Annotated in this window: 14 protein-coding genes, 2 tRNA genes and 1 pseudogene; 12 read left to right on the top strand and 5 right to left on the bottom strand. The window is 71.2% G+C overall.

Annotated features, from left to right (window positions below; all coding sequences use genetic code 11):
• Positions 1-57 precede the first annotated feature (57 nt).
• The 5 genes from ACTZWW_RS09685 (at position 58) to ACTZWW_RS09665 (ending at position 8,103) form a co-directional block, all read left to right on the top strand.
• Positions 58-4,245, top strand: a complete 4,188-nt coding sequence (locus tag ACTZWW_RS09685) for a hypothetical protein (RefSeq protein WP_444780743.1) — start codon at positions 58-60, stop codon at positions 4,243-4,245.
• A gap of 130 nt (positions 4,246-4,375) precedes the next feature.
• On the top strand, positions 4,376-5,308 hold the full coding sequence (locus ACTZWW_RS09680; protein WP_444780742.1) for a sulfite exporter TauE/SafE family protein: 933 nt from the start codon (positions 4,376-4,378) through the stop codon (positions 5,306-5,308).
• Between the two features lie 5 nt (positions 5,309-5,313).
• Complete coding sequence (locus ACTZWW_RS09675; RefSeq protein ID WP_444780741.1) at positions 5,314-6,096, top strand: TIGR02186 family protein; 783 nt, start codon at positions 5,314-5,316, stop codon at positions 6,094-6,096.
• 56 nt (positions 6,097-6,152) lie between these two features.
• Positions 6,153-7,562, top strand: coding sequence for an HD-GYP domain-containing protein (locus tag ACTZWW_RS09670; protein ID WP_444780740.1), 1,410 nt, complete (start codon positions 6,153-6,155; stop codon positions 7,560-7,562).
• A 91-nt stretch (positions 7,563-7,653) separates the two neighbouring features.
• Positions 7,654-8,103: a DUF3429 domain-containing protein gene (locus tag ACTZWW_RS09665; protein ID WP_444780739.1), complete on the top strand. Its 450-nt coding sequence runs from the start codon at positions 7,654-7,656 to the stop codon at positions 8,101-8,103.
• 31 nt (positions 8,104-8,134) lie between these two features.
• On the opposite strand, the gene ppsA is transcribed toward ACTZWW_RS09665, so the two are convergent.
• Positions 8,135-10,525 carry a phosphoenolpyruvate synthase gene (gene ppsA, locus ACTZWW_RS09660; protein ID WP_444780738.1) on the bottom strand — a complete coding sequence of 797 codons (2,391 nt, stop codon included), beginning with the start codon at positions 10,523-10,525 and terminating at the stop codon, positions 8,135-8,137.
• Positions 10,522-13,035, bottom strand: coding sequence for a glycoside hydrolase family 65 protein (locus ACTZWW_RS09655; protein WP_444780737.1), 2,514 nt, complete (start codon positions 13,033-13,035; stop codon positions 10,522-10,524). The genes ppsA and ACTZWW_RS09655 overlap by 4 nt, the downstream gene beginning before the upstream one ends.
• Before the next feature lie 293 nt (positions 13,036-13,328).
• On the opposite strand from ACTZWW_RS09655, the gene ACTZWW_RS09650 reads away from it, so the two are divergent.
• The 5 genes and pseudogenes from ACTZWW_RS09650 (at position 13,329) to ACTZWW_RS09630 (ending at position 18,479) form a co-directional block, all read left to right on the top strand.
• Positions 13,329-13,547 (top strand): twin-arginine translocation signal domain-containing protein, encoded by a 219-nt coding sequence (locus ACTZWW_RS09650; RefSeq protein WP_444780736.1) that lies wholly within the window; start codon positions 13,329-13,331, stop codon positions 13,545-13,547.
• Positions 13,548-13,561: 14 nt separating this feature from the next.
• Complete coding sequence (locus tag ACTZWW_RS09645) at positions 13,562-16,474, top strand: formate dehydrogenase subunit alpha (protein ID WP_444780735.1); 2,913 nt, start codon at positions 13,562-13,564, stop codon at positions 16,472-16,474.
• A 12-nt stretch (positions 16,475-16,486) separates the two neighbouring features.
• Positions 16,487-17,080: pseudogene (gene fdh3B, locus ACTZWW_RS09640) on the top strand (formate dehydrogenase FDH3 subunit beta); the annotation flags it as partial.
• 62 nt (positions 17,081-17,142) lie between these two features.
• The gene (locus tag ACTZWW_RS09635) at positions 17,143-18,261 is read left to right on the top strand and encodes a formate dehydrogenase subunit gamma (protein WP_444780734.1); all 1,119 of its coding nucleotides are present in this window, start codon (positions 17,143-17,145) and stop codon (positions 18,259-18,261) included.
• Entirely contained in the window at positions 18,258-18,479 is a 222-nt protein-coding gene (locus tag ACTZWW_RS09630) for a hypothetical protein (protein ID WP_444780733.1), read from the top strand. The genes ACTZWW_RS09635 and ACTZWW_RS09630 overlap by 4 nt, the downstream gene beginning before the upstream one ends.
• 3 nt (positions 18,480-18,482) lie before the next feature.
• On the opposite strand, the gene ACTZWW_RS09625 is transcribed toward ACTZWW_RS09630, so the two are convergent.
• A complete protein-coding gene (locus ACTZWW_RS09625) occupies positions 18,483-18,800 on the bottom strand; it encodes a hypothetical protein (protein ID WP_444780732.1) in 318 nt (105 codons plus the stop codon).
• A 158-nt stretch (positions 18,801-18,958) separates the two neighbouring features.
• A tRNA-Gln gene (locus ACTZWW_RS09620) sits at positions 18,959-19,033 on the bottom strand.
• Positions 19,034-19,200: 167 nt separating this feature from the next.
• Between ACTZWW_RS09620 and ACTZWW_RS09615 the strand changes: the two genes are divergently transcribed.
• A tRNA-Pro gene (locus tag ACTZWW_RS09615) sits at positions 19,201-19,277 on the top strand.
• Between the two features lie 200 nt (positions 19,278-19,477).
• Here the strand turns inward: ACTZWW_RS09615 and ACTZWW_RS09610 are convergent.
• A complete protein-coding gene (locus tag ACTZWW_RS09610; protein WP_444780731.1) occupies positions 19,478-20,263 on the bottom strand; it encodes a hypothetical protein in 786 nt (261 codons plus the stop codon).
• A gap of 329 nt (positions 20,264-20,592) precedes the next feature.
• Here ACTZWW_RS09610 and ACTZWW_RS09605 point away from each other — a divergent pair, with 329 nt between their 5' ends.
• The gene (locus ACTZWW_RS09605; protein ID WP_444780730.1) at positions 20,593-21,489 is read left to right on the top strand and encodes an alpha/beta fold hydrolase; all 897 of its coding nucleotides are present in this window, start codon (positions 20,593-20,595) and stop codon (positions 21,487-21,489) included.
• Positions 21,490-21,599 lie beyond the last annotated feature (110 nt).

Raw genomic sequence — 21,599 nt, 5'->3', positions numbered from 1 at the left:
GCACCGACGACACGCCCCGCGGCAATCCGGCCGGCCAACAGGACCGAGAGCGCGGCGATGCGGCAGAACGTTTCACAGTCCGCCCCCTGGGGCCTCGACGGTCTCGATCCCGAGGTGCGCGACGCGGCCCGCGAGGCGGCGCGACGGGCCGGGATGAGCCTCGACGAATGGCTCTCGGTCGCCATCGCCGATCGCGCGACGCGCGCCTACCAGGAGGCGCCGGTGCGCCGGCGCGCCAGCCAGCCGGCGCGCGAAACGCAGCCGGGCGGCGGCTGGGACGAGCTCGACGGCGTCGCCTCCCGGCTCGGGAAGATCACCCGTGGCGGCGCGAGCACCTCCGCCGCCGCACCGCAGGCGCGGGTCCAGGCCTCCACCCGCAACCTCGACCAGGTCATCGCCTCCCTCACCGCCGAGCAGGACCGCCGCGCCCGCGAGAGCGCGGCGAAGACCGCCGAGGCGCTCGATTCCGTCGCGCGGTGGATCGAGCGGGCCGAGGACCGCATGGCCGAGACGACGCGCTCCGTCGCCGAGCGCCAGGACCGCACCGCGACCGTTCTCGGCGAGGCGCTCGGCCTCATGACGCGGCGCCTCGACGACATCGACCGGCGCGTCGCCGAGGGTCACCAGCCCTCCATGAAGGCGGCGCTCGACGCCGTCGCCAAGGTCGAGAAGCACCTCGCCAACCTCGAGACCCGCCGCCGCGACGAGACGAGCGCGGCCCGCGATCGCGACGCCGCCCGCGAGGCGGCGATCGACGAGAAGATCGAGCGCGCCCTGCGCGGCTTCGAGGAGCGCATCGCCACCATTTCCGAGCGGATCGCCGAGACCGCGGCGCCCGAGCGCGGGCGCGGCCGCCGCGGCCTGTCCGTGCGCGACGAGCTCAAGGAGGCGGTCGCCGAGATCCGCTCGCGCCAGCAGGCGCTGGAGGACCCCGACGGCACCGCCGCCGCGCCCCCCGCGGCGCTCGCGGCCCGCTTCGCCCCGCGCGCCGAGGCGGCGCCGCGCGACGGCCGCTCGCACGCCGAGATCCTCGAGGGGCTGCGCGCCGACATCTCGAAGCTCGCCGGCCAGCTCGACAGCGTCCGCCCGCGCGACGAGGAGACCGCGCCCGCGGTGGAAGGCGTGCGCCAGGAGCTGGCGCAGCTGCGCGAGACGGTGTCGGGCCTCGCCACCCGCGGCGAGGTGGGGCAGCTCGAGGACATCCTGCGCACGCTCTCGCGCGAGACCGCGCAGGCGATGATCCAGGCCAAGCTCGGCAATACCGGGGCAGACGCGGCGGCGATGGGCGCGACGCTCTCGCGGCTGGAGGGCGAGGTGCGCCGGCTCTCCGACGAGGTCCAGCGCAACGCCCCCCACGGCCTCGTCCAGGCGGTGGAGACCATCTCCCACAAGGTCGACCTCATCGCCGACGCCGGGCTCGACCCGCAGACGGTGCAGGCGCTGATCGGCGAGGTGGCGGACCTGCGCGGGCTGCTCGGCGAGATCGCCGAGCCGAGCCGGGTGGGCGATCTCGCCGAGCAGGTCGCCGAGCTGTCGCGCCAGGTCGAGCGCGTCGGGCGTTCGCAGGTCGACCCGCTCGAGTTCGCCGGCATGCGTGCGGCGGTGGAGGACATCCGCGAGCACCTCGCCACGCCGCGCCCGCAGACCGACGAGGCCGCGCTCGGCGCGCTCGGCTCGCGTATCGACACGCTGGGCGAGAAGCTCGAGGCCGTGACCGGCCTGCTCTCGCGGGCGGACACCGGCGCGCTGGCGCGCCAGATCGACGGCCTCGCCGCCTCCGCCGCGAAGCTCGAGGCCGTCGGCACGGGCGCCGCGACGGTCGATCTCGGGCCGCTCTCGAGCCAGATCGAGGCGCTCGGCGCGCGGCTCGACGCGCTCTCGGGGCAGCCGGCTCAGGTCGACGTCTCGCCGGTGGCGCAGCAGATCGAGATGCTCGAGAAGAGGCTCGGCGCCCGCCAGGAGGCGCTCGCGCCGGCCGCGCTGGTGGCGCGGCTCGACGTCATGGCCGAGAAGCTCGACGCCCTGCGCGAGGCGCCCCGCCCGGAGCCGTCGCTCGACCTCGACGGGCTGATGCGCCGGCTCGACCGGATCGACGAGCGCCTCGCCGCACCGGGCGACGACGAGCGGCTGAAGCCGCTGGAGGCCATGCTCGCCGGCCTCGCCGCGAAGCTCGAGGAGCCCCAGCGCGAGGGCTCGGACGGTCTCGAGGCGCTGGAGCGGCAGATCACGCAGATCGCTTCGCGCCTGGAGCGCGAGCGCGATCCCGACCCGGCGCTCGCGGCGCTCGAGCGCTCGATGGGCGACCTGATGGCCCAGGTCGCAGGCTTGGAGGAGGGCCTGCGCGAGGGTGCGCCCGCCGCCGGCAAGGGCTCCTCGAAGGACGACGCCTTCGCCGATCTCGCCCGCACCATCGAGAGCCTCAGGGCCTCGCAGGCGGAAGCCGACCGGCGCAGCCGCGACACGCTCTCCGCGGTCCACGGCACGCTGGAGGCGCTCGTTGGTCGCCTGACCTCGCTCGAGGCGGGCGGTGCGCGCGACAAGGACGGGCGCCGCCAGAAGCCGGCGGATACGCCGGCCGCACGCAAGCCGGCGGCCGCGCCCGTGCTCGACAAGGAGGCCACCCCCACGCCCGCCGCCGAGGCGCCCGCCCCGGCGCGCGAGGAGCCCGCGATGCCGCGGGGCTTCGACATCTCCGCCTTCCGCGCCGCGGCCCCGCGCACGCCGCAGCCGGAGCCGCAGGCGCCGGTGCTCGACACCGCCGCCGCCGCGCTCCTCTCCGAGGCGGACGCGCCCGCCGCCACCTCGTCCGTCGACGAGATCCTGCTCGAGCCCGGCTCCGGCCGGCCGCTGCCGGGCAAGGGCCGGCGCACGCAGGCGCCCGCCGCCGGCGACGAGCCGGACGCCGGCGACATCAAGGCGAGCTTCATCGCCGCCGCCCGCCGCGCCGCGCAATCCGCTGCGGCGGAAGCGGCCGCGGCGCGCAGCGAGGCGCCCGAGGTCGACGCCGACGGCGCCTCCCCCGCGAGCCTCGCCGGACGCATGAAGCGCGTCCTGGCGCGCCGCCGCAAGCCACTCCTGCTCGGCCTCGCCGCGATCGTGCTCGCGCTCGGCGCGCTCCAGGTCTCGTCCATGCTCCAGCGCGGCGGCGACGGTCCGGTCGCGAGCGTCGCACCGCCGGCGCAGGTCGCGACGGAATCCCCCGCCCCGCTCGCGGCGCCCGCGCCGATCGACGCCCCCGCGATGGTGGTCGCGCCCGAGGCCGACGCGCCTGCGGCGCCCGCCGCGGACCCGACGACGACGCAGACGATTCCCGCCGCCGACGCCGCGCGGGTGCCGAGCTTCATGGGCCTGCCGGCGGCGCCGCTGTCGAACGGCATTCCCGCCGGCGACCTCGTCATGACCGCACCGACCTCCGCCGACGCGGCGCGGGAGATCATGCTTCCGCCGCGCCGCGACGAGGCGACCGCCTTCGCCGCGCGCATCGTCCCGCCGACCGCGACCGACGCGGCCGCGGCCGCGACGCCGATCCCGACCGGCCCGGTCTCGCCCCTCGTCGCCGGCCTCGTCATCCCCGACACCGTGGCCTCGGTGCGGCTGCGCGAGGCCGCCCGCGCCGGCGACGAGACGGCCGTGTTCGAGCTCGCCGCGCGGCTCTCCGACGGGCGCGACGCGCCGCGCGACCCGGCGCTGGCCGCCACGCTGTTCGAGCGCCTCGCCGAGCAGGGCGTCGTGCCGGCGCAGTACCGGATCGGCCAGATCCACGACAAGGGCGTCGGCGTGGCGCGCGATCCCGCCGCCGCCGAGATGTGGTACCGCCGCGCGGCGGAGAGCGGCAACGTCACCGCCATGCACAACCTCGCCGTCCTCCTCGCCGAGGGCGCGGTCGGCGGCGCGCCGGACTACACGGGCGCCATCGGCTGGTTCCGCCGGGCGGCGGAGCATGGCGTGCGCGACAGCCAGTACAACCTCGCGGTCCTCCTCGCCCGGGGGCTCGGCGCGCCGCAGGACCTGCCGGCCTCCTACACCTGGTTCGCCATCGCCGCCGCGCAGGGCGACGGGGACGCGGCCGCGCGCAAGGACGAGCTCGCGCAGCGCCTCGACGAGCCCGCGCGCGTGCTCGCCCAGTCCGCCGCCGACGCCTGGCGGCCGCAGACGCCCGATTCGCGCGCGAACGAGGTTGCCTTGCCGGCGCATGGGTGGAACGATCGCTCGGCCGGCCTGCCGGTGCGTCGTTCCGTAGCGTGACCGACCGATGTCCGTGGCGACTGCAGCCATACGGCGGTCATAGGCGCGGGGCAGGAAGGGTTCGCGGCCGTCGGCCGCCCGCATCGCGTCACAAGCCGGGGCCACGGCCCCGGTCCGAGGAACCGTAACCGTGTCGATCTACCTGCCCGTCGCCGAGCTCACGGTGAGCCTCTTCATGATCCTGGGGCTCGGTGCCGCGGTCGGCTTCATCTCGGGGCTGTTCGGAATCGGCGGCGGCTTCCTGATGACGCCGCTCCTGATCTTCCTCGGCATCCCGCCGGCGGTCGCCGTCGCGACCCAGACCGCGCAGATCGTCGCCTCGTCGACCACGAGCGGCCTCGCGGCGCTGCGCCGGCGTGCGCTCGACCTCAAGCTCGGGGTCGTCCTCGTCCTGGGCGGTCTCGTCGGCACCGCGCTCGGCGTCTGGCTGTTCGCGGCCGCGCGACGCGCGGGCCAGCTCGATCTGCTGATCGTCGTCTCCTACGTGACGCTGTTCACGGTCGTCGGCTCGCTGATGCTGCGCGAGAGCATCCGGGAGTTCCTTCAGTCGCGCAAGGGCAAGCCCCGCCCGCGTCGGCGCGCGGGCGAGCACCCGGCCTATCTCGGCCTGCCGCTACGCATGCGCTTCCATCGCTCGAAGCTCTACGCGAGCGTGATCCCGCTGTGGGGGATCGCGATGTTCATCGGCTTCGCCGGCGCGATGCTCGGTATCGGCGGCGGCTTCATCCTGGTGCCGGCGCTGCTCTATCTCTTCCGCGTGCCGACGAACATCGTCGTCGGCACCTCGCAGTTCCAGATCCTGTGCACGACGCTCGCCGCGCTCGTGCTACACGCGGTCGCGAACCAGGCCGTCGATCTCGTGCTGGCGCTGATGCTGATCGTCGGCGGCGTCTTCGGCGCGCAGTTCGGGGCGCGGGCGAGCACGCATCTTCGCGCGGACGTCTTCCGCTTCCTGCTCGCGCTGCTGATCCTCGGCGTCGGCCTGCGCTTCGCCGTCGAGCTCGTGCTCGCGCCCGAAGAGCCGTTCTCGCTCTCGATCACGCAGATCGGCGGCGGGGAGTGACGACGATGCGCACGGCTCGCCTCCCCCGCCTCGCGACCCTCGCGCTCCTCGCCGGCCTGCTCGCGCCGCTCGCCGCGCACGCCGAATCGCTCGTCACCTCGCTGTCGAGCCACCAGGTCGCCATCACCTCGAACTACGCCGGGTCGCAGGTGGTGCTGTTCGGCGCCATCCGCCGCGACGCGCAGACCATCTCGCGCACCGGTCCCTACGAGGCCGCCGTCGTCGTGCGCGGCCCGCTGCAGACCGTCACCGTGCGCCTGCGCGAGGAGATGGGTGTCGTGTGGATCAACGGCGAGCAGCAGAAGTTCGCCAACGTCCCGGCCTTCTACGCCGCCCTGACCTCCGCGCCGCTCGACGACATCGCCGCGCCCGCGCTGCGCGACCGCCTCGCGATCGGCCTCGACGGGCTCGTGCGCCACGTGGGCGAGACGGTCGAGCGGGACGGGCGCGAGGCGGTCTTCCGCGAGGCGCTGGTGCGGCTCAAGCGGAACCTCGGCCTCTACGTCGCGGCCGAGCGCGGCGTCGCCTTCGTGACGCCCGAGATCTTCCGCGCCGCGATCGTGCTGCCCGCGGACGCGCCGCCGGGAAACTACGAGGTCGACGTGATGCTGTTCTCCGGCGGCGCGATGCTCGCCCGCGACCGGACGAACTTCGAGCTCGTCAAGATCGGCTTCGAGCAGCGCATCGCGGCGCTGGCCGAGGAGGAATCGCTCCTCTACGGGCTGGGCACCGCGGGCACGGCGGTGTTCCTCGGCTGGCTGGCGAGCGTCGTCTTCCGGCGCGACTGAGCGCGGGCGCCTCCCGCGTTAAGGCGGTCGCAATGCGTCGGTGCCACGCTCGGAGAATGTCCCGCGCCGCCTCCACCCTCCGCGCACCGACCCGAGAGCCCCTCGCGGGGCCGCCGCCGGCGTTCCCCGCGGGTGCGGTCCGCGACCTCGCGCTCGCCGACGTGCTCGGCGCGCTCTCGCACGCGCTCGACATCACCGAGGGCCAGCCGCCCGGGCACGCGCTGCGCTGCGCCTTCGTCGCGCACGCGATCGGGCGTGCGCTCGGCCTCGAGGACGAGGCGCTCGGCGCGCTGTTCTACGCCGTGCTGCTCAAGGACCTCGGCTGCTCGTCGAACGCCGCGCGGATCTGCGCGCTCTATCTCGCGGACGACCGCACCTTCAAGCACGACTACAAGCTCGTCGGCGACAGCCTGCCCCAGGCGCTGCGCTTCGTCCTCGATCACACCGGGCTCGGCAGCGGCCTCGCGGCCCGCTTCTCCGCGGTGATCGAGGTCGTGCGCAACGGCGGCGAGATCGCCCGTGAGCTGATCGAGACGCGCTGCGAGCGCGGCGCCTCGATCGCGCGGGCCATGGGCTTCTCCGAGACGGTGGCGGCGGGCATCCGCGATCTCGACGAGCACTGGAACGGCGGCGGGCGCCCACGCGGGCTCTGCGGCGAGGCGATCGCGCTGCCGGCGCGGGTCGCGCTCCTCGCCCAGGTGGTGGACGTCTTCCGCAGCGCCCGCGGCCCAGCGGCGGCCCTCGCCGAGGTGCGCGGGCGCGCCGGCACCTGGTTCGACCCGCGGATCGTCGAGACCTTCGCGGACGTGGCCTCGGCGCCGGGCTTCTGGGAGGCGCTCACCGATCCCGGGCTCGAGGCCGCCGTGCTGTCGCTGCCGCCGGCCCGCGACGTGCGCCGGCTCGACGAGGAGGGGCTCGACCGCATCGCCAACGCCTTCGCCCAGGTGGTCGACGCCAAGAGCCCCTACACGGCTGGCCATTCCGAGCGCGTGGCCTTCTACGCCGGGCTGATCGCCGAGGAGCTCGGCCTCGAGGCGCCCCGCCGCACCTGGCTCGGCCGCGCCGCGCTCCTGCACGACATCGGCAAGCTCGGCGTCTCGAACGCGATCCTCGACAAGCCCGGCAAGCTCGACGACGCGGAGTGGGTGGCGATGCGCAACCACGCCCGCGACAGCGAGATCATCCTATCGCGCATCGGCGCGTTCGGCGGCCTCGCCCGGATCGCCGGCGCGCATCACGAGCGGCTCGACGGCAAGGGCTATCCCTACGGCCTCGGGGCCGAGGACATCGGGCTCGACACCCGCATCCTTTCCGTCGCCGACGTCTTCGACGCGCTCACCGCCGATCGTCCCTACCGCGCCGGCATGCCGGTGGCGAAGGCCTTCGGGATCCTCCACGGGGACACCGGCACGGCGCTCGACGGCGATTGCGTCGAAGCCCTGGCACGGGCGATCGCGCGCCGTTGAGCTTGCAAGCGTGGCGCTCGGCGCTATGTCTTCGAGGCCGTATCCCCCCGACTTCGCCCGACCCGTCTCTCCCGCCGCGAGCCGCCAGCGCATGAAAGCCGACGCGTCCATCCCGCCCGTCCCGCTCGTCCTGGGGCTCTCGGGGCTGATTCCCTTCTACGTGCCGGCCGTGGCGCTCCTCGCGGGTCTCGATCTCGGCGGCGACCCGGCCTTCCTCGCGCTCGCGCTCGCGGCATACGGCGCGCTCATCCTGTCCTTCCTGGGCGGGATCCGCTGGGGCATCGCGGTCGCGATGGAGGAGCAGGACGCCGCCCGGCGCGGCTACGTCATCGCGGTCGTCCCCTCGCTCCTCGCCTTCGCCGCGCTCGCCCTGCCGCCGGAGGCGCGGCTGTGGACCCTCTGCGGCCTGCACGTCGCGCTCGGCCTCCTCGACTACGGCCTCGTCTGCCGCGAGGAAGCGCCGGAATGGTTCGGGCGCCTGCGCCTCGTCCTCTCCGGCGGCGCGGCGCTGGCGCTGGCACTCGGCGCGATCGGGTTCTGACGCGCTCCCGGTGACGGGCGGCGGAGTCGCCTCAGCGTCCGAGGTCGGCTTCCGCCTTCGCCACCTCCCGCTTCACCCTCAGGAACGTGTCGGGCGTCACCGAGATCGTGTCGATCCCCTCCTCGACGAGGAAGCGTGCGAAATCCGGGTGGTCGCTCGGCGCCTGCCCGCAGATGCCGGTGTGGGTGCCGCTCTTCTTGGCCGCGACGAGCAGATCCGAGATGAAGCTCTTCACGGCCTCGTGGCGCTCGTCGAAGAGCGAGGCGAGGCGGTCGGAGTCGCGGTCGACGCCGAGCACGAGCTGGGTGAGGTCGTTCGAGCCGATCGAGAACCCGTCGAAGCGCTCGGCGAAGCGGTGGGCGAGGCGCACGTTAGAGGGCAGCTCGGCCATGACGTAGACCTCGAGCCCGCTCTCGCCGCGGCGAAGGCCGTTCTTCGCCATCTCGTCGAGCACCTTGTCCGCCTCCTCGGGCGTGCGGCAGAAGGGGATCATCATGACGATGTTCGTCATGCCGATCTCGTCGCGCGCCCGCTTCACCGCCCGGCACTCGAGGGCGAAGCCCTCGCGGTAGTCCGGATGGTAGTAGCGGCTCGCCCCGCGCCAGCCGATCATCGGGTTCTCCTCCTTGGGCTCGAACCCCCGGCCGCCCAGCAGCTCCGCGTACTCGTTCGTCTTGAAGTCGCTCATGCGCAGCACGACGGGCTTGGGATAGTGCGCCGCCGCGATGCGGGCGACGCCGCGCGCGAGCACGTCGACGAAGAACTCCTCGCGCGAGGCGTAGCCGCGGGTGAGGTCGTCGATCTCCCGGCGCACGGCCGCATCCTCCACCCGGTTGTAGCGCACGAGCGCCATCGGGTGGACCTTGATGTGGTTGGAGACGATGAACTCCATGCGCGCGAGCCCGACGCCGTCCGTCGGCAGGCGCCACCAGCGGAAGGCGGCGGACGGGTTGGCGAGGTTGATCATCACCTTCGTCTTGGTGGCGGGGATCTCGGAGAGGTCGGTCTCCTCCACCGAGAAGTCGGCGATGCCCGCGTAGACGCGGCCCTCGTCGCCCTCCGCGCAGGAGACCGTGATCTCCATGCCGTTCTCGAGCACCCGCGTGCCGATCTCGGTGCCGACGATGGCGGGAAGCCCCAGCTCGCGCGAGACGATCGCCGCGTGGCTCGTGCGCCCGCCGTGGTCGGTGACGATGGCGGCGGCCTTCTTCATGATCGGCACCCAGTCGGGATCGGTCATGGTGGTGACGAGCACGGCGCCGGGCTCGAACTTCTCGATGTCCTCGGGCGTGTCGAGCTTGCAGACGCGGCCCGCGCCGATGGCGTCGCCGACCGCGAGGCCCTCGACCAGGAGCTTCCCCTTGCTCTTCAGCGCATACGACTTGAGCTGCCCCGCCTCGCGGCGCGACTGCACGGTCTCCGGCCGGGCCTGGACGATGAACAGCTCGCCCGTCTCGCCGTCCTTGGCCCATTCCATGTCCATGGGCTGGCCGTAGTGCGTCTCGATCGCGGTCGCCCAGCGAGCGAGCTGCATCACCTCCGCGTCGTCCAGCGTGAAGCGCCGGCGCTCGTCCTCGGACGTGTCGACGGTGCGCGTCGGGAACTTCGCGCCGGGCGGGGAGAACACCATCTTGCGGCTCTTGGCGCCGCGCGCCTTCTCGACGATCGGCGTCAGCCCCGGCGTCTCCAGGAGCGGCTTGAAGACCTGGAACTCGTCGGGCTCGACGATGCCCTGCACCACGGTCTCGCCGAGCCCCCAGGCGCCGGTGATCAGCACGGAGCGGTCGAAGCCGGTCTCGGTGTCGATGGAGAACATCACGCCCGAAGAGGCGATGTCGGAGCGCACCATGCGCTGGACGCCCACCGAGAGCGCGACCTTCATGTGGTCGAAGCCGTGGTTCTCGCGATAGGCGATCGCCCGGTCGGTGAAGAGCGAGGCGTAGCAGCGCCGGCAGGCGTCGAGGAGCGCGTTGTTGCCCTCGATGTTGAGGAAGGTCTCGAGCTGCCCGGCGAAGCTCGCCTCCGGCAGGTCCTCGGCGGTGGCCGAGGAGCGCACCGCGACCTTCGCCTTCCTGCCGTCCGTGCTCATCTCGGCATAGGCGGCGAGGATCGCGTCGCGCAGGTCGTCGGGGAAGTGGGCCTCGAGCAGCAGCCCGCGCACCCGCTCGCCGACGGCGTGGAGGTTCGAGAGATCGCTCTTCAGCCCGCCGATCGCCTCGGTGATCACCGACCCGAGGCCGTTGGCCTCGACGTAGCGCCAATAGGCGGCAGCGGTAGTGGCGAAGCCGCCCGGCACCCGGATGCCCTGCGCGGCGAGATTGCCGATCATCTCGCCGAGCGAGGAATTCTTGCCGCCTACGAGCGCGCCCTCGCCTCTCGTCAGGTCCGAGAGGGGCAGCACCAGTTCCTTGTCCTTGCTCATCCGGGGTCTCCCTGTGGCGTGTTCGTGGTCGGGATCGGCCCCCGTCCTTCGACGGCGCGGGCCTGCTGCGCGTCGCGGACCGGCACGGCGACGTCGGGCCGGCCCTCCCGGACGAGCCCGAAGGTGAAGCTCTGGCCCGGGCTGATCTCGCGGGCGTGCCCGCGATAGGCGATCGAGACGGGCGGCGCCGACATCGTGCGGCTCGACACCGTGAGCGTGTCCTGCGTGATGGCGAGGTCGAGGATCTGGCGGCGGAAGCGCACCGTCGTCTCGAGCCGCGTCACCTCCTCGGGCAGGCGCGGATCGAGCACGAGCGTGCTCGCCCGCATCCCGATCCCCGTGTAGCAACGCTGGACGAGGTCGACGGTGCCCGCCATCGCGCCGAGATGGATGCCCTCCTTGGTCGTCCCGCCCTGGACGTCGGCGATGTCCGAATCGAGCGCCTCGAGCGCGAGCCGCCATGACGCCTTGCGGTCGGAGCGGGCGAGCACCCAGGCGTGGGTGACGAAGGACAGGGTCGAGCCGTGCGAGACCCGTGCGAGGTAGTAGTCGATCGTGCCGAGGATCTGCGCCGAGGAGAAGGCGTAGCCCAGCCGGTCGAGGATCTCGCGGATCTCCTCGCGGCTGAACAGGTAGAAGATCATCAGGACGTCGGCCTGCTTGGAGACCTTGTAGGCGTTCGGGTCCTCGCCCTCCGCCTCGAGGATGCGGTCGAGCCGCTGCAGGCTCGGCCAGCGCGCCTGGTAGCCGGCCCAGTCGAACTCCTTCAGCGCCCCGTAGCCGTCGAACTGCGAGATCACCCCGTCGTGGAAAGGGATGACGAGGCCCCGCGAGATCGCGTCCCAGCGGGCGATCTCCTCGGGCGAGATCGCGAGCGTCTCGCACAGGCGCCTGCGGTTGTCGTCCGGCAGGAGGTCGAGGACGTCGCTCGCGCGGGTGAGCAGCCAGGCCACCATGAAGTTCGTGTAGGCGTTGTCGTCGAGCCCGCCCGCGGTGGTGGCGTCGCGGCCGGGATAGCCGTCGTGGAACTCGTCGGGGCCCATCACGCCGCGAATGGAGAAGCGGCCGTCCTCGCGCCGCTCGGCGAGGCTCGACCAGAAGCGGACGATCTCCAGGAACAGCTCGGCGCCGTAGTCGCGCAGGAACTCGCGATCGTCGGTCGCCTCGTAGTATTGCCAGACATTGTAGGCGACGGCCGCGCCGATGTGGCGCTGCCGCCAAGAATTGTCCGGGAGCCAGCGGCCGGACAGGGGGTTCAGGTGGACGGTCTGCGTCTCCTCGCGTCCGTTCGAGCCGCTCATCCAGGGAAACATCGCGCCGGCGAGCCCCTCGGCGCGCGCGGCGCGGCGCGCCTCGCCGAGGCGCCGCCAGCGGTAGCGCAGCAGCGCCCGGGTCAGCACCGGCAGCCGCAGCGTGAGGAACGGGAAGATGAACAGCTCGTCCCACATGATGTGGCCGCGATAGGCCTCGCCGTGCCAGCCGCGGGGCGGGACGCCGACGTCCAGGTCGACGGAATGCGGCGAGGCCGTCTGCAGCAGGTGGAAGACGTGGAGCCTCAACTTGAGCTGCGCACCGCCGTCCTGCGCGCTCTCGACGCGGATGTCCGCCTCCTCCCACAGGTGCCGCCAGGCGAGGGCGTGCGCCGCCCGGGCGGCGTCGAAGGAGGCGACCATGGCGACGCGCCGGCAGGCCTCGTGCAGGGGCTCGGCGACGGCGTGATCGTGCGAGCTGAAATAGGCGGCGATCTTCTCGACGCGCAAGGAGCGACCCGCCTCGGCTTCGATCTCGAGCTCCTGCCAGGCGGATTCGGCGAGCGCCTCCCGGCGGTCCGAGAGGATCCGCGCGCCGTGCGTCTCGACCGCGAGGCGCTGGGCCAGCGCCACCTCGCGGCGCGCCTGCACGAAGCGCGTGCGCAGCGCGACGATGCCGTCCTCGCCGCAGGTCGTCTCCGGCGGGGCGAGGTGGCGACCGTCGAGCGCGCGGTAGCGCGTCACGCCCCGGTTGGTGACCCCGCCGTCGACGCCCGCGCGCAGGCCGAGCCGCCCCGACCAGTTCTCCGGCGTCAGCGTCAGCGCCAGCGCGCACACGTGCGGATCGTGCATCGAGACGAGCCGCTCCTCCTCCCAGCGGGTGATCCGCCCCGCCGCGTCGCGCAGCCGGAAACCGCGCCGCAGCACGCCGTCCTTCAGCGAGAGCTCCTGCGCGTAGTCGAGCCGCTCGTAGTCCCCCGCGTGGAGCCAGGGCCCGTCCTCGGCGCGCAGGTGCAGCGGCAGCCAGCTCGGCAGGTTGACGAGGTCCTCGTTCTCGATGTCCCGATCGCCGACCCGGGTCGTCAGCCGGTCGTATCCGCCGGCGAGGTAGGTGCCCGGATAGTGCACGTCGTCCGCGCGGGCGTCGGCCGCGGCCGCGCGGGAGACGAGGTAGCCGTTGCCGAGCGCGCACAGCACCTCGCGCAGTCCCTCGGCGCCGGGGTCGAAGCCGTCGTATCCGAGTGTCCACTCGCCGGTCATGTGCTCCCTCGCGTCGCCGTCGCGGGCGCAAGCCCGGCGCGGCCCTCGGCACGGCTCTGGATGACGATGCGGCACAATAGCGTGCGTAACGCGCCTGTAGCTCCGGCTGGACCCGGATGGGGGTTGCTACGGAGGGCGAAAACGGCTCCGTTTCCGCTGGTTTCTCCGCCGACCGGACGAGCGGCCTCCTGCTCGCGCCGCCTCTCGCGGCTTCGTGCGCCGCAGCGTCAACCAAGTGGAACCCCGCGGCGGCCCGGCCATTGGCTCCGCACACGCGCGGGGAGGATGCGGCCATGGCTGGGCAGGGTGCGATCGACGAACAGGCGGCGGGCTTGCAGCCGAAGCGCCGCGATCTCCTCAAGGGCCTGGCCCTCGCGCCGGCGGCCGCGGCGGCCCCTCTCCTGGGCGGTGCCGAGGCGGCGCAGGCGCTGAACGCGCGCGCGGAGCAGCGCGAGCCGCGCTACCGCGAGACCGAGCACGTGCTGACCTACTACCGCACCAACGCGCGCTGAGGAGGGCGGCCGTCATGCTGATGCGCAAGCGCGATCGTCACGCCCGCCACGCGAACGGCCGCACCGCCGCGCCGATCCCCGGGACCGAGCGCCGGGCGCTCGACCGCCGCGACTTCCTCAAGGCGTCGGGCCTTTCCGCGGCCGGGATCGGCGCCCTCGCCGCGCTGCCGAGGGAGGGCCTGATCCGCCCCTCGCAGGCGGCGACCGAGATCCCCGGCGGGCCGCCGATCGAGATCCGCAAGTCGATCTGCACGCATTGCTCGGTCGGCTGCACGGTCCGCGCGGAGGTACAGAACGGCGTCTGGGTCGGCCAGGAGCCGGCCTTCGAGAGCCCGATCAACCTCGGCACCCACTGCGCCAAAGGCGCGTCCGTGCGCGAGATCGGCCACGGAGACCGGCGCATCAAGTACCCGTTGAAGCGCACCGGCGGGCGATGGGTGCGGGTCTCCTGGGAGCAGGCGATCGAGGAGATCGGCGACAAGCTCCTGGCGCTGCGCGACGAGAGCGGGCCCGACAGCGTGTTCTGGCTCGGCTCGGCCAAGTTCTCCAACGAGAACGCCTACCTCTTCCGCAAGCTCGCAGCCTTCTGGGGCACGAACTCCGTCGACCATCAGGCCCGCATCTGCCACTCGACCACCGTCGCCGGCGTCGCCAACTCCGTCGGCTACGGCGCGATGACGAACTCCTTCAACGACATCACGAACTCCAGGTGCATCATGATCATGGGCGGCAACCCGGCCGAGGCCCATCCGATCTCGATGCAGCACATCCTGCTCGGCAAGGAGCGCAACCGGGCGCGGATGATCGTCGTCGACCCGCGCTTCACCCGCACCGCCGCCCACGCCACCGACTACGTGCGCCTGCGCCCGGGCACCGACATCCCCGTGATCTGGGGCGTGCTCTGGCACATCTTCGAGAACGGCTGGGAGGACGAGGAATACATCCGCACCCGCGTCTACGGCATGGACGAGGTCCGCGCCGAGGTCGCCCGCTGGACGCCCGACGAGGTCGAGCGCGTGTCGGGGGTGCCCGGCGAGCAATTGCGCCACATCGCCTGGCTGATGAGCCACGAGAAGCCCTCGACGCTGATCTGGTGCATGGGCGCCACCCAGAAGACGGTGGGCACCGCCAACGTGCGCGCCTACACCATCCTCCAGCTGGCGCTCGGCAACATCGGCGTCTCGGGTGGGGGCGCGAACATCTTCCGCGGCCATTCCAACGTCCAGGGCGCCACCGACCTCGGCCTCGACGTGACCACGCTCCCGGCCTACTACGGCCTGCAGGAGAGCTCCTGGCGCCACTGGTGTCGCGTCTGGGACGTCGACTACGACTGGATGGTCTCGCGCTTCCATTCCAAGGAGCTGATGGAGACCAAGGGCATCCCCTCGACCCGCTGGTTCGACGCGGTGAACTACCCCGCGGAGGACGTGCAGCAGCCCGGCAAGGTGCGCGGCATGATGGTCTTCGGCCACGGCGGCAACACCGTCGTGCGCATGCCGGAGGCAGTGGAGGGCATCGACAACCTCGACCTCCTCGTCGTCTGCGACCCGCATCCGACGACGTTCGCCGTGCTCGGCTCGCGCCAGGAGAACACCTATCTCCTGCCGGCGGCGACCCAGTTCGAGATCCGCGGCACGCGCACGGCGTCGAACCGCTCGCTGCAATGGGCCGACGAGGTCATCCCGCCGATCTTCGAGTCGAAGGGCGACCACGAGACGATGTATCGCCTCGCGACGAAGCTCGGCTTCGCCGACGAGATGTTCAAGCACATCGCCATCGAGGAAGGTGGCATCCCCTCGATCGAGGACATCCTGCGCGAGATAAACCGCGGCACCTGGTCGATCGGCTACACCGGCCAGTCGCCGGAGCGGCTGAAGCAGCACATGGAGTACCAGCACCTGTTCGACCCCGAGACCCTGCGGGCGAGCGAGGGACCGGTCGCCGGCGAGGTCTACGGCCTGCCCTGGCCCTGCTGGGGGCCGCCCGAGCAGAAGCATCCCGGCACGCCGATCCTCTACGACCTCAGCGTCCCGGTGGCGCAGGGTGGCGGCGGCTTCCGCGCCCGCTTCGGCGTCGAGCGCGAGGGCGTGTCCCTGCTGGCCGACGGCGTCTCGACGCCTGGCTCCGACCTCGATGACGGCTATCCCGAGTTCACCATGGCGGTGCTCCAGCGGCTCGGCTGGGACGGTGAGCTGACCGAGACCGAGCGCGCGGTGATCGAGCGCATCGGCGGCGACAAGGTCGAGGAAGTGTCCTGGACGACCGACCTCTCGGGCGGCATCCAGCGGGTCGCCATCGCCCACGGCTGCTCGCCCTACGGCAATTCCAAGGCTCGGGCGCTCGCCTGGAACCTGCCGGACCCGGTGCCGATGCACCACGAGCCGATCTACACGCCCCGTCCGGACCTGCTGGCGCAGTACCCGACGCTGCCGGACCGGATCGACTTCCGCTTGCCGACGATCAACCTGACGGTCCAGATGCGCGCCGCCGAGCTCGGCATCGCGCGCGACTTCCCGTTCATCCTGACCTCCGGCCGGCTCGTCGAGTACGAGGGCGGCGGCGAGGAGACGCGCTCCAACAAGTGGCTCGCCGAGCTCCAGCAGGAGGCCTTCATCGAGATCAACCCGGCGGACGCGACCCGGCTCGGCATCGAGAACGGCCGCATGGTCTGGATGCACGGGCCGGAGAACAGCGCGCGCGTCATCGCCCGCGCCATGGTCACCGAGCGCGTCTCGGAGGGCGTGCTGTTCATGCCCTTCCACTTCGGCGGGATCTACATGGGCGACGACCTGCGGGGGCAGTACCCCACCGGCACCGACCCGTATGTCCTCGGCGAGAGCGTCAACACCGTCACCACCTACGGCTACGACCCCGTCACCGCCATGCAGGAGACGAAGGTGACGCTCGCCCGCATCGTCCCGGCCTGAGGAGGCGCGCTTATGGCCCGCATGAAGTTCATCTGCGACGCGGAACGCTGCATCGAGTGCAATGCCTGCGTCTCGGTGTGCAAGAACGAGCACGAGGTGCCTTGGGGCATGACCCGCCGGCGCGTCGTGACGCTGAACGACGGCCGTCCCGGCGAGGCCTCGATCTCGATGGCGTGCATGCACTGCACGGATGCGCCCTGCGCCAGCGTCTGCCCGGTCGACTGCTTCCTGCAGACCTACGACGGCATCGTGCTGCACTCGAAGGAGGTCTGCATCGGCTGCGGCTACTGCTTCTACGCCTGCCCCTTCGGCGCGCCGCAATACCCCAAGACCACGGCCTTCGGCTCGCGCGGCAAGATGGACAAGTGCACCTACTGCGCCGGCGGGCCGCAGGACGGCACGAACGAGATCGACAGCTTCGCAGTCTACGGCCGCAACCGGCTCGCCGAGGGCAAGCTGCCGATCTGTGCGGAGGTCTGCTCGACCAAGGCGCTGCTCGCCGGAGACGGCGCGATCATCGCCGAGATCTACCGCGAGCGCGTCCTGCGCCGCGGCTACGGCTCGGCCGCCTGGGGCTGGGCCACCGCCTACCAGGACAGCCCGACGGTGCTCTCGGAGGGCAGCGGCGAATGGCCGACGACGATGGCCACCGAGTCGACGAGGACGCCATGAGACGCACGACGCGCTCGCCATCCCCGTCCGCGGCGCACGGGCTCCTCGCCCGCCTCGCGGGCGTGCTCCTCCTCGCCGCTCTCCTCCTCGCGCCCGTCCTCGGCGCGGCGCAGGAGGGCGAGCCGCAGCCGGAGGCCTTCCCCGCCGAGCGCGGCGTCTACCTCAATCCGGAGCGCGCGCCCACGGGCGACCTCGACACCCTCCTGCGCACGCTCAGCGACCGCGAGATGCCCGAGGAGCGGCTCGAGGGCTTCACCTCCTATCAGAACCCCGCGCTGGGCTTCGTCACCGCCCCCGACAACCGCGTCTGGCGGGACTTCCGCACCTACTGGACGAAGTGGATCCACGGCATCCTCATCGTGCTCGCCGTTGCGGCGGTGCTCGGCCTCTTCGTCTGGCGGGGCTCCCAGGGCTACGACCGCGACCCACAGGGCCGGCGCGTGCCGCGCTTCCGCTTCCTCGATCGCGTCGTGCACTGGACGACGGCGATCTCCTTCGTGCTCCTCGCGCTCACGGGCCTCAACCTCGTCTTCGGCCGGCAGCTGATCCAGCCCTGGGCGGGAGACGCCGCCTTCGGCGCGCTGTCGCAGGGCGCGCTCCTCGTCCACAACCAGGTCGGCTTCGCCTTCCTCCTCGGCATCATGGCGATGGCGGGGCTGTGGGTGCAGGACAACCTGTTCAATCGGGTCGACCGGGAGTGGCTGCGCCGGGCCGGCGGGCTTCCCTCGGGGCGGCACGTGCCGGCGGAGAAGTTCAATGCCGGGCAGAAGCTGATCTTCTGGATCTCGATACTCGGCGGGCTCGCCCTGGGCGTCTCCGGCATCCTCCTGATGCTGCCGATCTCGACGATCGGCATGGGCTGGATGCAGGTCCTGCACGGCGGGCATACGATCGTCGCCGCCCTGATGATCGCGACCATCATCGGCCACGCCTATCTCGGCTCGGTCGGCGTCAGCGGCTCCTTCGACGCCATGTGGAGGGGCGACGTGGACCGGCAATGGGCGCGCACCCACCACCCGCTCTGGATCGAGCGGCTGGAGCGCGGCCGCGCAGCCTCGGCCGAGCCCGAGACGCCGCCGCGCGCCGAGCCTGCGGAACAGGAGACCGCTCGATGAGAGCCTTCCTCGCATCCTGCGGCGTCGTCGTCGTGATCGGGCTTCTCGCCTGGGGTATCCTCGCCGGCCTGCTCTCGCAGAGCGCCGGCGAGGCCTACTCGGTCGAGCGGTCCGTGCGCGTCGAGGTCGAGGCCTGGCCCGATCCGGACGGGCTTCTCGGCCATGTCCGCGATCCGATCGGCGGCATCGAGGCGGGGCGCTCCCCCGCCGGGGACTGACGCTCAGTCGGCGGGGCGCGGCGGCGGCCGGCGCCGGTTCCCCGGAGCGGCCTCGCGCGGGTCCGCGTCGTCGTGCGCCTCGTCGATCAGCTGCTGGAGCTCGTCCGTGCTCTCGCCGGGAAGATCGTTGGGCGGAGTGCGCCCGAGGTCGGTGACCTCCGGCGGCAGGCTCTCGAGCACCGAGCCGGCGTCGATCCACGGAACGTCGCGCTCCCAGTCGCGGCCCTGCGCGGACAGCGCCGGCGCGAGGGCGGCCTGAACCATCCCGAAGCCGAGCGCGACGCCGCCCACGGCAGCCGTCGCAATCCAGTGACGTCGCATGCGACCCTCCCGGTCCAGGACGCCTCCGACGGGCGCCCGCGAGCGGCAAACCGGGGAGCGTGGGCGCGGTTCCGAGGCGGGCGCCGACGGCGCCTCGCGGGAGCGCTTCGGAACGCCGGCTGAGCGTCACGGCTCGCGCGGAGCCCGGCGCAGGCGCGTGGCTGGGGCGGCAGGATTCGAACCTGCGAATGGCGGTACCAAAAACCGCTGCCTTACCACTTGGCGACGCCCCAATCCGGCGGGTCGGACCCGCGGCGGTCGCGGACCATAGTGCGCGCGCGCGTGCGAGGCAACGGCTTTCGGTGCGGCGACGCCGCCCCGCGGAAATCGTCCGAGACGCTCGAAACAACGCTTGCGCCCGGCGATCCCGCCCGCTATACCCCCGTCCTCACCAGGGGACCGGAGTGTAGCGCAGCCTGGTAGCGCACCTCGTTCGGGACGAGGGGGTCGCAGGTTCGAATCCTGCCACTCCGACCATTACACTCCAACGGTTTCGCGCGGATGCTCAGATCATCTCGCAGACAGGCTCACAGACAGATTGGGAAGTGCGCATTACGCGGAGGATCGCCGTGGAAGATGCGAAACTCCGAAGGGAAGTGGCGTGCGCTCGGGCCTTGGTAGATCGGTCGCTAGCGGCGCACGAAATGGGGCACGTCGTTGTCGCTTGGTCTCTCCGCTCAAGGTGAGGAGGATAAGAGTCTTAATTGCACGCGAGTCTGAAACTCAATCATTGCAATTACACGCTCGACCTCGTTGGCCACCTCCAAAATTTTCTCGATGATCGGTTCTCCATTGAATGATTTTGTATCTGTGAATACGATATTTACGGGCGCCGAAACTTCATACTCTGCTATGCTACCCATACCAATTTCCATCAATATTATTTCATTTCTAACGCAATCCCACTCAGTATAACCAAAAGTTGACGGAGGGTTGGCACTAAGCTTTTTTATATTCATATTTATTCCCGGCACATCGATCAAAGGTCTCAATAAGGACATATGAGTACTGGGATTCCTAATTCGATTCAAACCAACGAGCAAATCATTACCGCCGACGTAGGGTTTGAGTTCTATAATTATCTGCTGTATCACGTCAGGAATATCTTTGAATTTTTTAGATCTTAACTTGCCGAGCAAATCCGCGTGTGTAGCAGCAAATGGGAACGCTGTATCCTCTGGATCTTTTCTCCCCAAGGCAACTGCAGATGCGTATACTGCGTGATCCAACGCATCACGAAGATTGCTGATGCAATCCTTCAAAACTGTTTTCGCTTCGTCAGGAACTCCCCTAATCAGTTTCAATTTATGAATCTGTTGTCCAAGATCACCTATTTCTACGATATTTTCAAAAGCACTCTGATCAAAATGACGTCTCAGCAGAGCTTCAAGATCCCGAATTAAGCTCCTTGCCCGTTCGAGCAAGATCTTGGGACTGCTGAAAGCTTCTGTTCTCCTCGGCATATCATCCGTCCAGATAGCTCTGTCGCACCGGAGGCAAGCCCAACGCGTGTAGCCGGGAACATCTTGATATACCATCGGTGTGGCGCAGACTACCTATGAAAAGCATAATCCATGACGGCGCTGCCAGTGTCGCGGATCGACCTGATGAGGGCTCGCCGCAGATAGCGGTTCGGTAGCTCCTGGTCCTGAGATCGTCGCTGCGATATGTTTGCCACCTTTTCCGCAACCGATCCCAACCCGATGCCCCTCTCCCTTCGAGCCCGCGACGCCTCCGCGCGAGTGTTCCTAAAGGTCACGGCAACGACGTGCGAACGGCGCCCGAGGCGCGGATGACCGACGATCTCCTCCCAGGCTTCGCCACGCACCGCATCGAGACCGAGCCCGGCGTCGTCATCAACGTCCGCAGCGCCGGGTCGGGCCCGCCGGTCCTGCTGCTGCACGGGCACCCCCAGACCTCCGCCACCTGGTATCGTGTGGCCCCGGCGCTGGCCGAGCGCTTCACGGTCGTCGCGAGCGACCTCCGCGGCTACGGCGACAGCGCCAAGCCGCCGTCCGCTCCCGATCATGCCCCCTACGCCAAGCGGACGATGGCGCGCGACCAGCTCGCCGTCATGCACGCGCTGGGCCACGCGCGCTTCGCCGTCGTCGGCCACGACCGCGGCGGGCGGGTGGCGCACCGCATGGCGCTCGATCATCCGGACGCGGTCTCGCGCCTCGCCGTCCTCGACATCGCGCCGACGCTGACGATGTACGATCGGACGGACCGAGCCTTCGCGACGCGGTACTTCTGGTGGTTCTTCCTGATCCAGCCGCATCCGCTGCCGGAGCGGATGATCGGGGCCGACCCGGAATTCTACCTGCGCCACCACCTCGCGGGCCAGAGCCGCACGCCCGGCGTGCCCGAGGAGCGGCTCGTCGCCGCCTACCTGCGCTGCTACGACGACCCCGCCGGCATCCACGCCATCTGCGAGGACTACCGTGCGGCGGCGACGATCGACCTCGACCACGACCGCGCGGACGATGCCGCCGGCCGGCACGTCGCGGCCCCGCTCCTGGCGCTGTGGGGCGCGAAGGGAACCGTCGGCGCGCTCTACGACGTCCTCGCCACCTGGCGCGAGCGCGCCGGCGACGTCCGCGGCGGCGCCCTGCCCTGCGGCCACCTCCTGCAGGAAGAGGCGCCCGAGGCACTCGTGGCGGCGCTGCTGCCCTTCCTCGCCGAGACCTGACACCCGCCTTTTTCCAGGCATGAGACGTGTTGACGAGCGGGCGGAGTTTACGCAAGCTGTGTCAATTGGACGCGACACATGGGGACGTTCCCCGCGCGCCGGAAGAGGCT

It is taken from the genome of Salinarimonas sp. NSM (genome assembly GCF_052380005.1).
In the GTDB taxonomy this organism is placed as follows: Bacteria; Pseudomonadota; Alphaproteobacteria; order Rhizobiales; family Beijerinckiaceae; genus Salinarimonas.
Note: the sequence above shows the minus strand (reverse complement) of the source record. Positions and strands in the feature narration are given on the sequence as shown.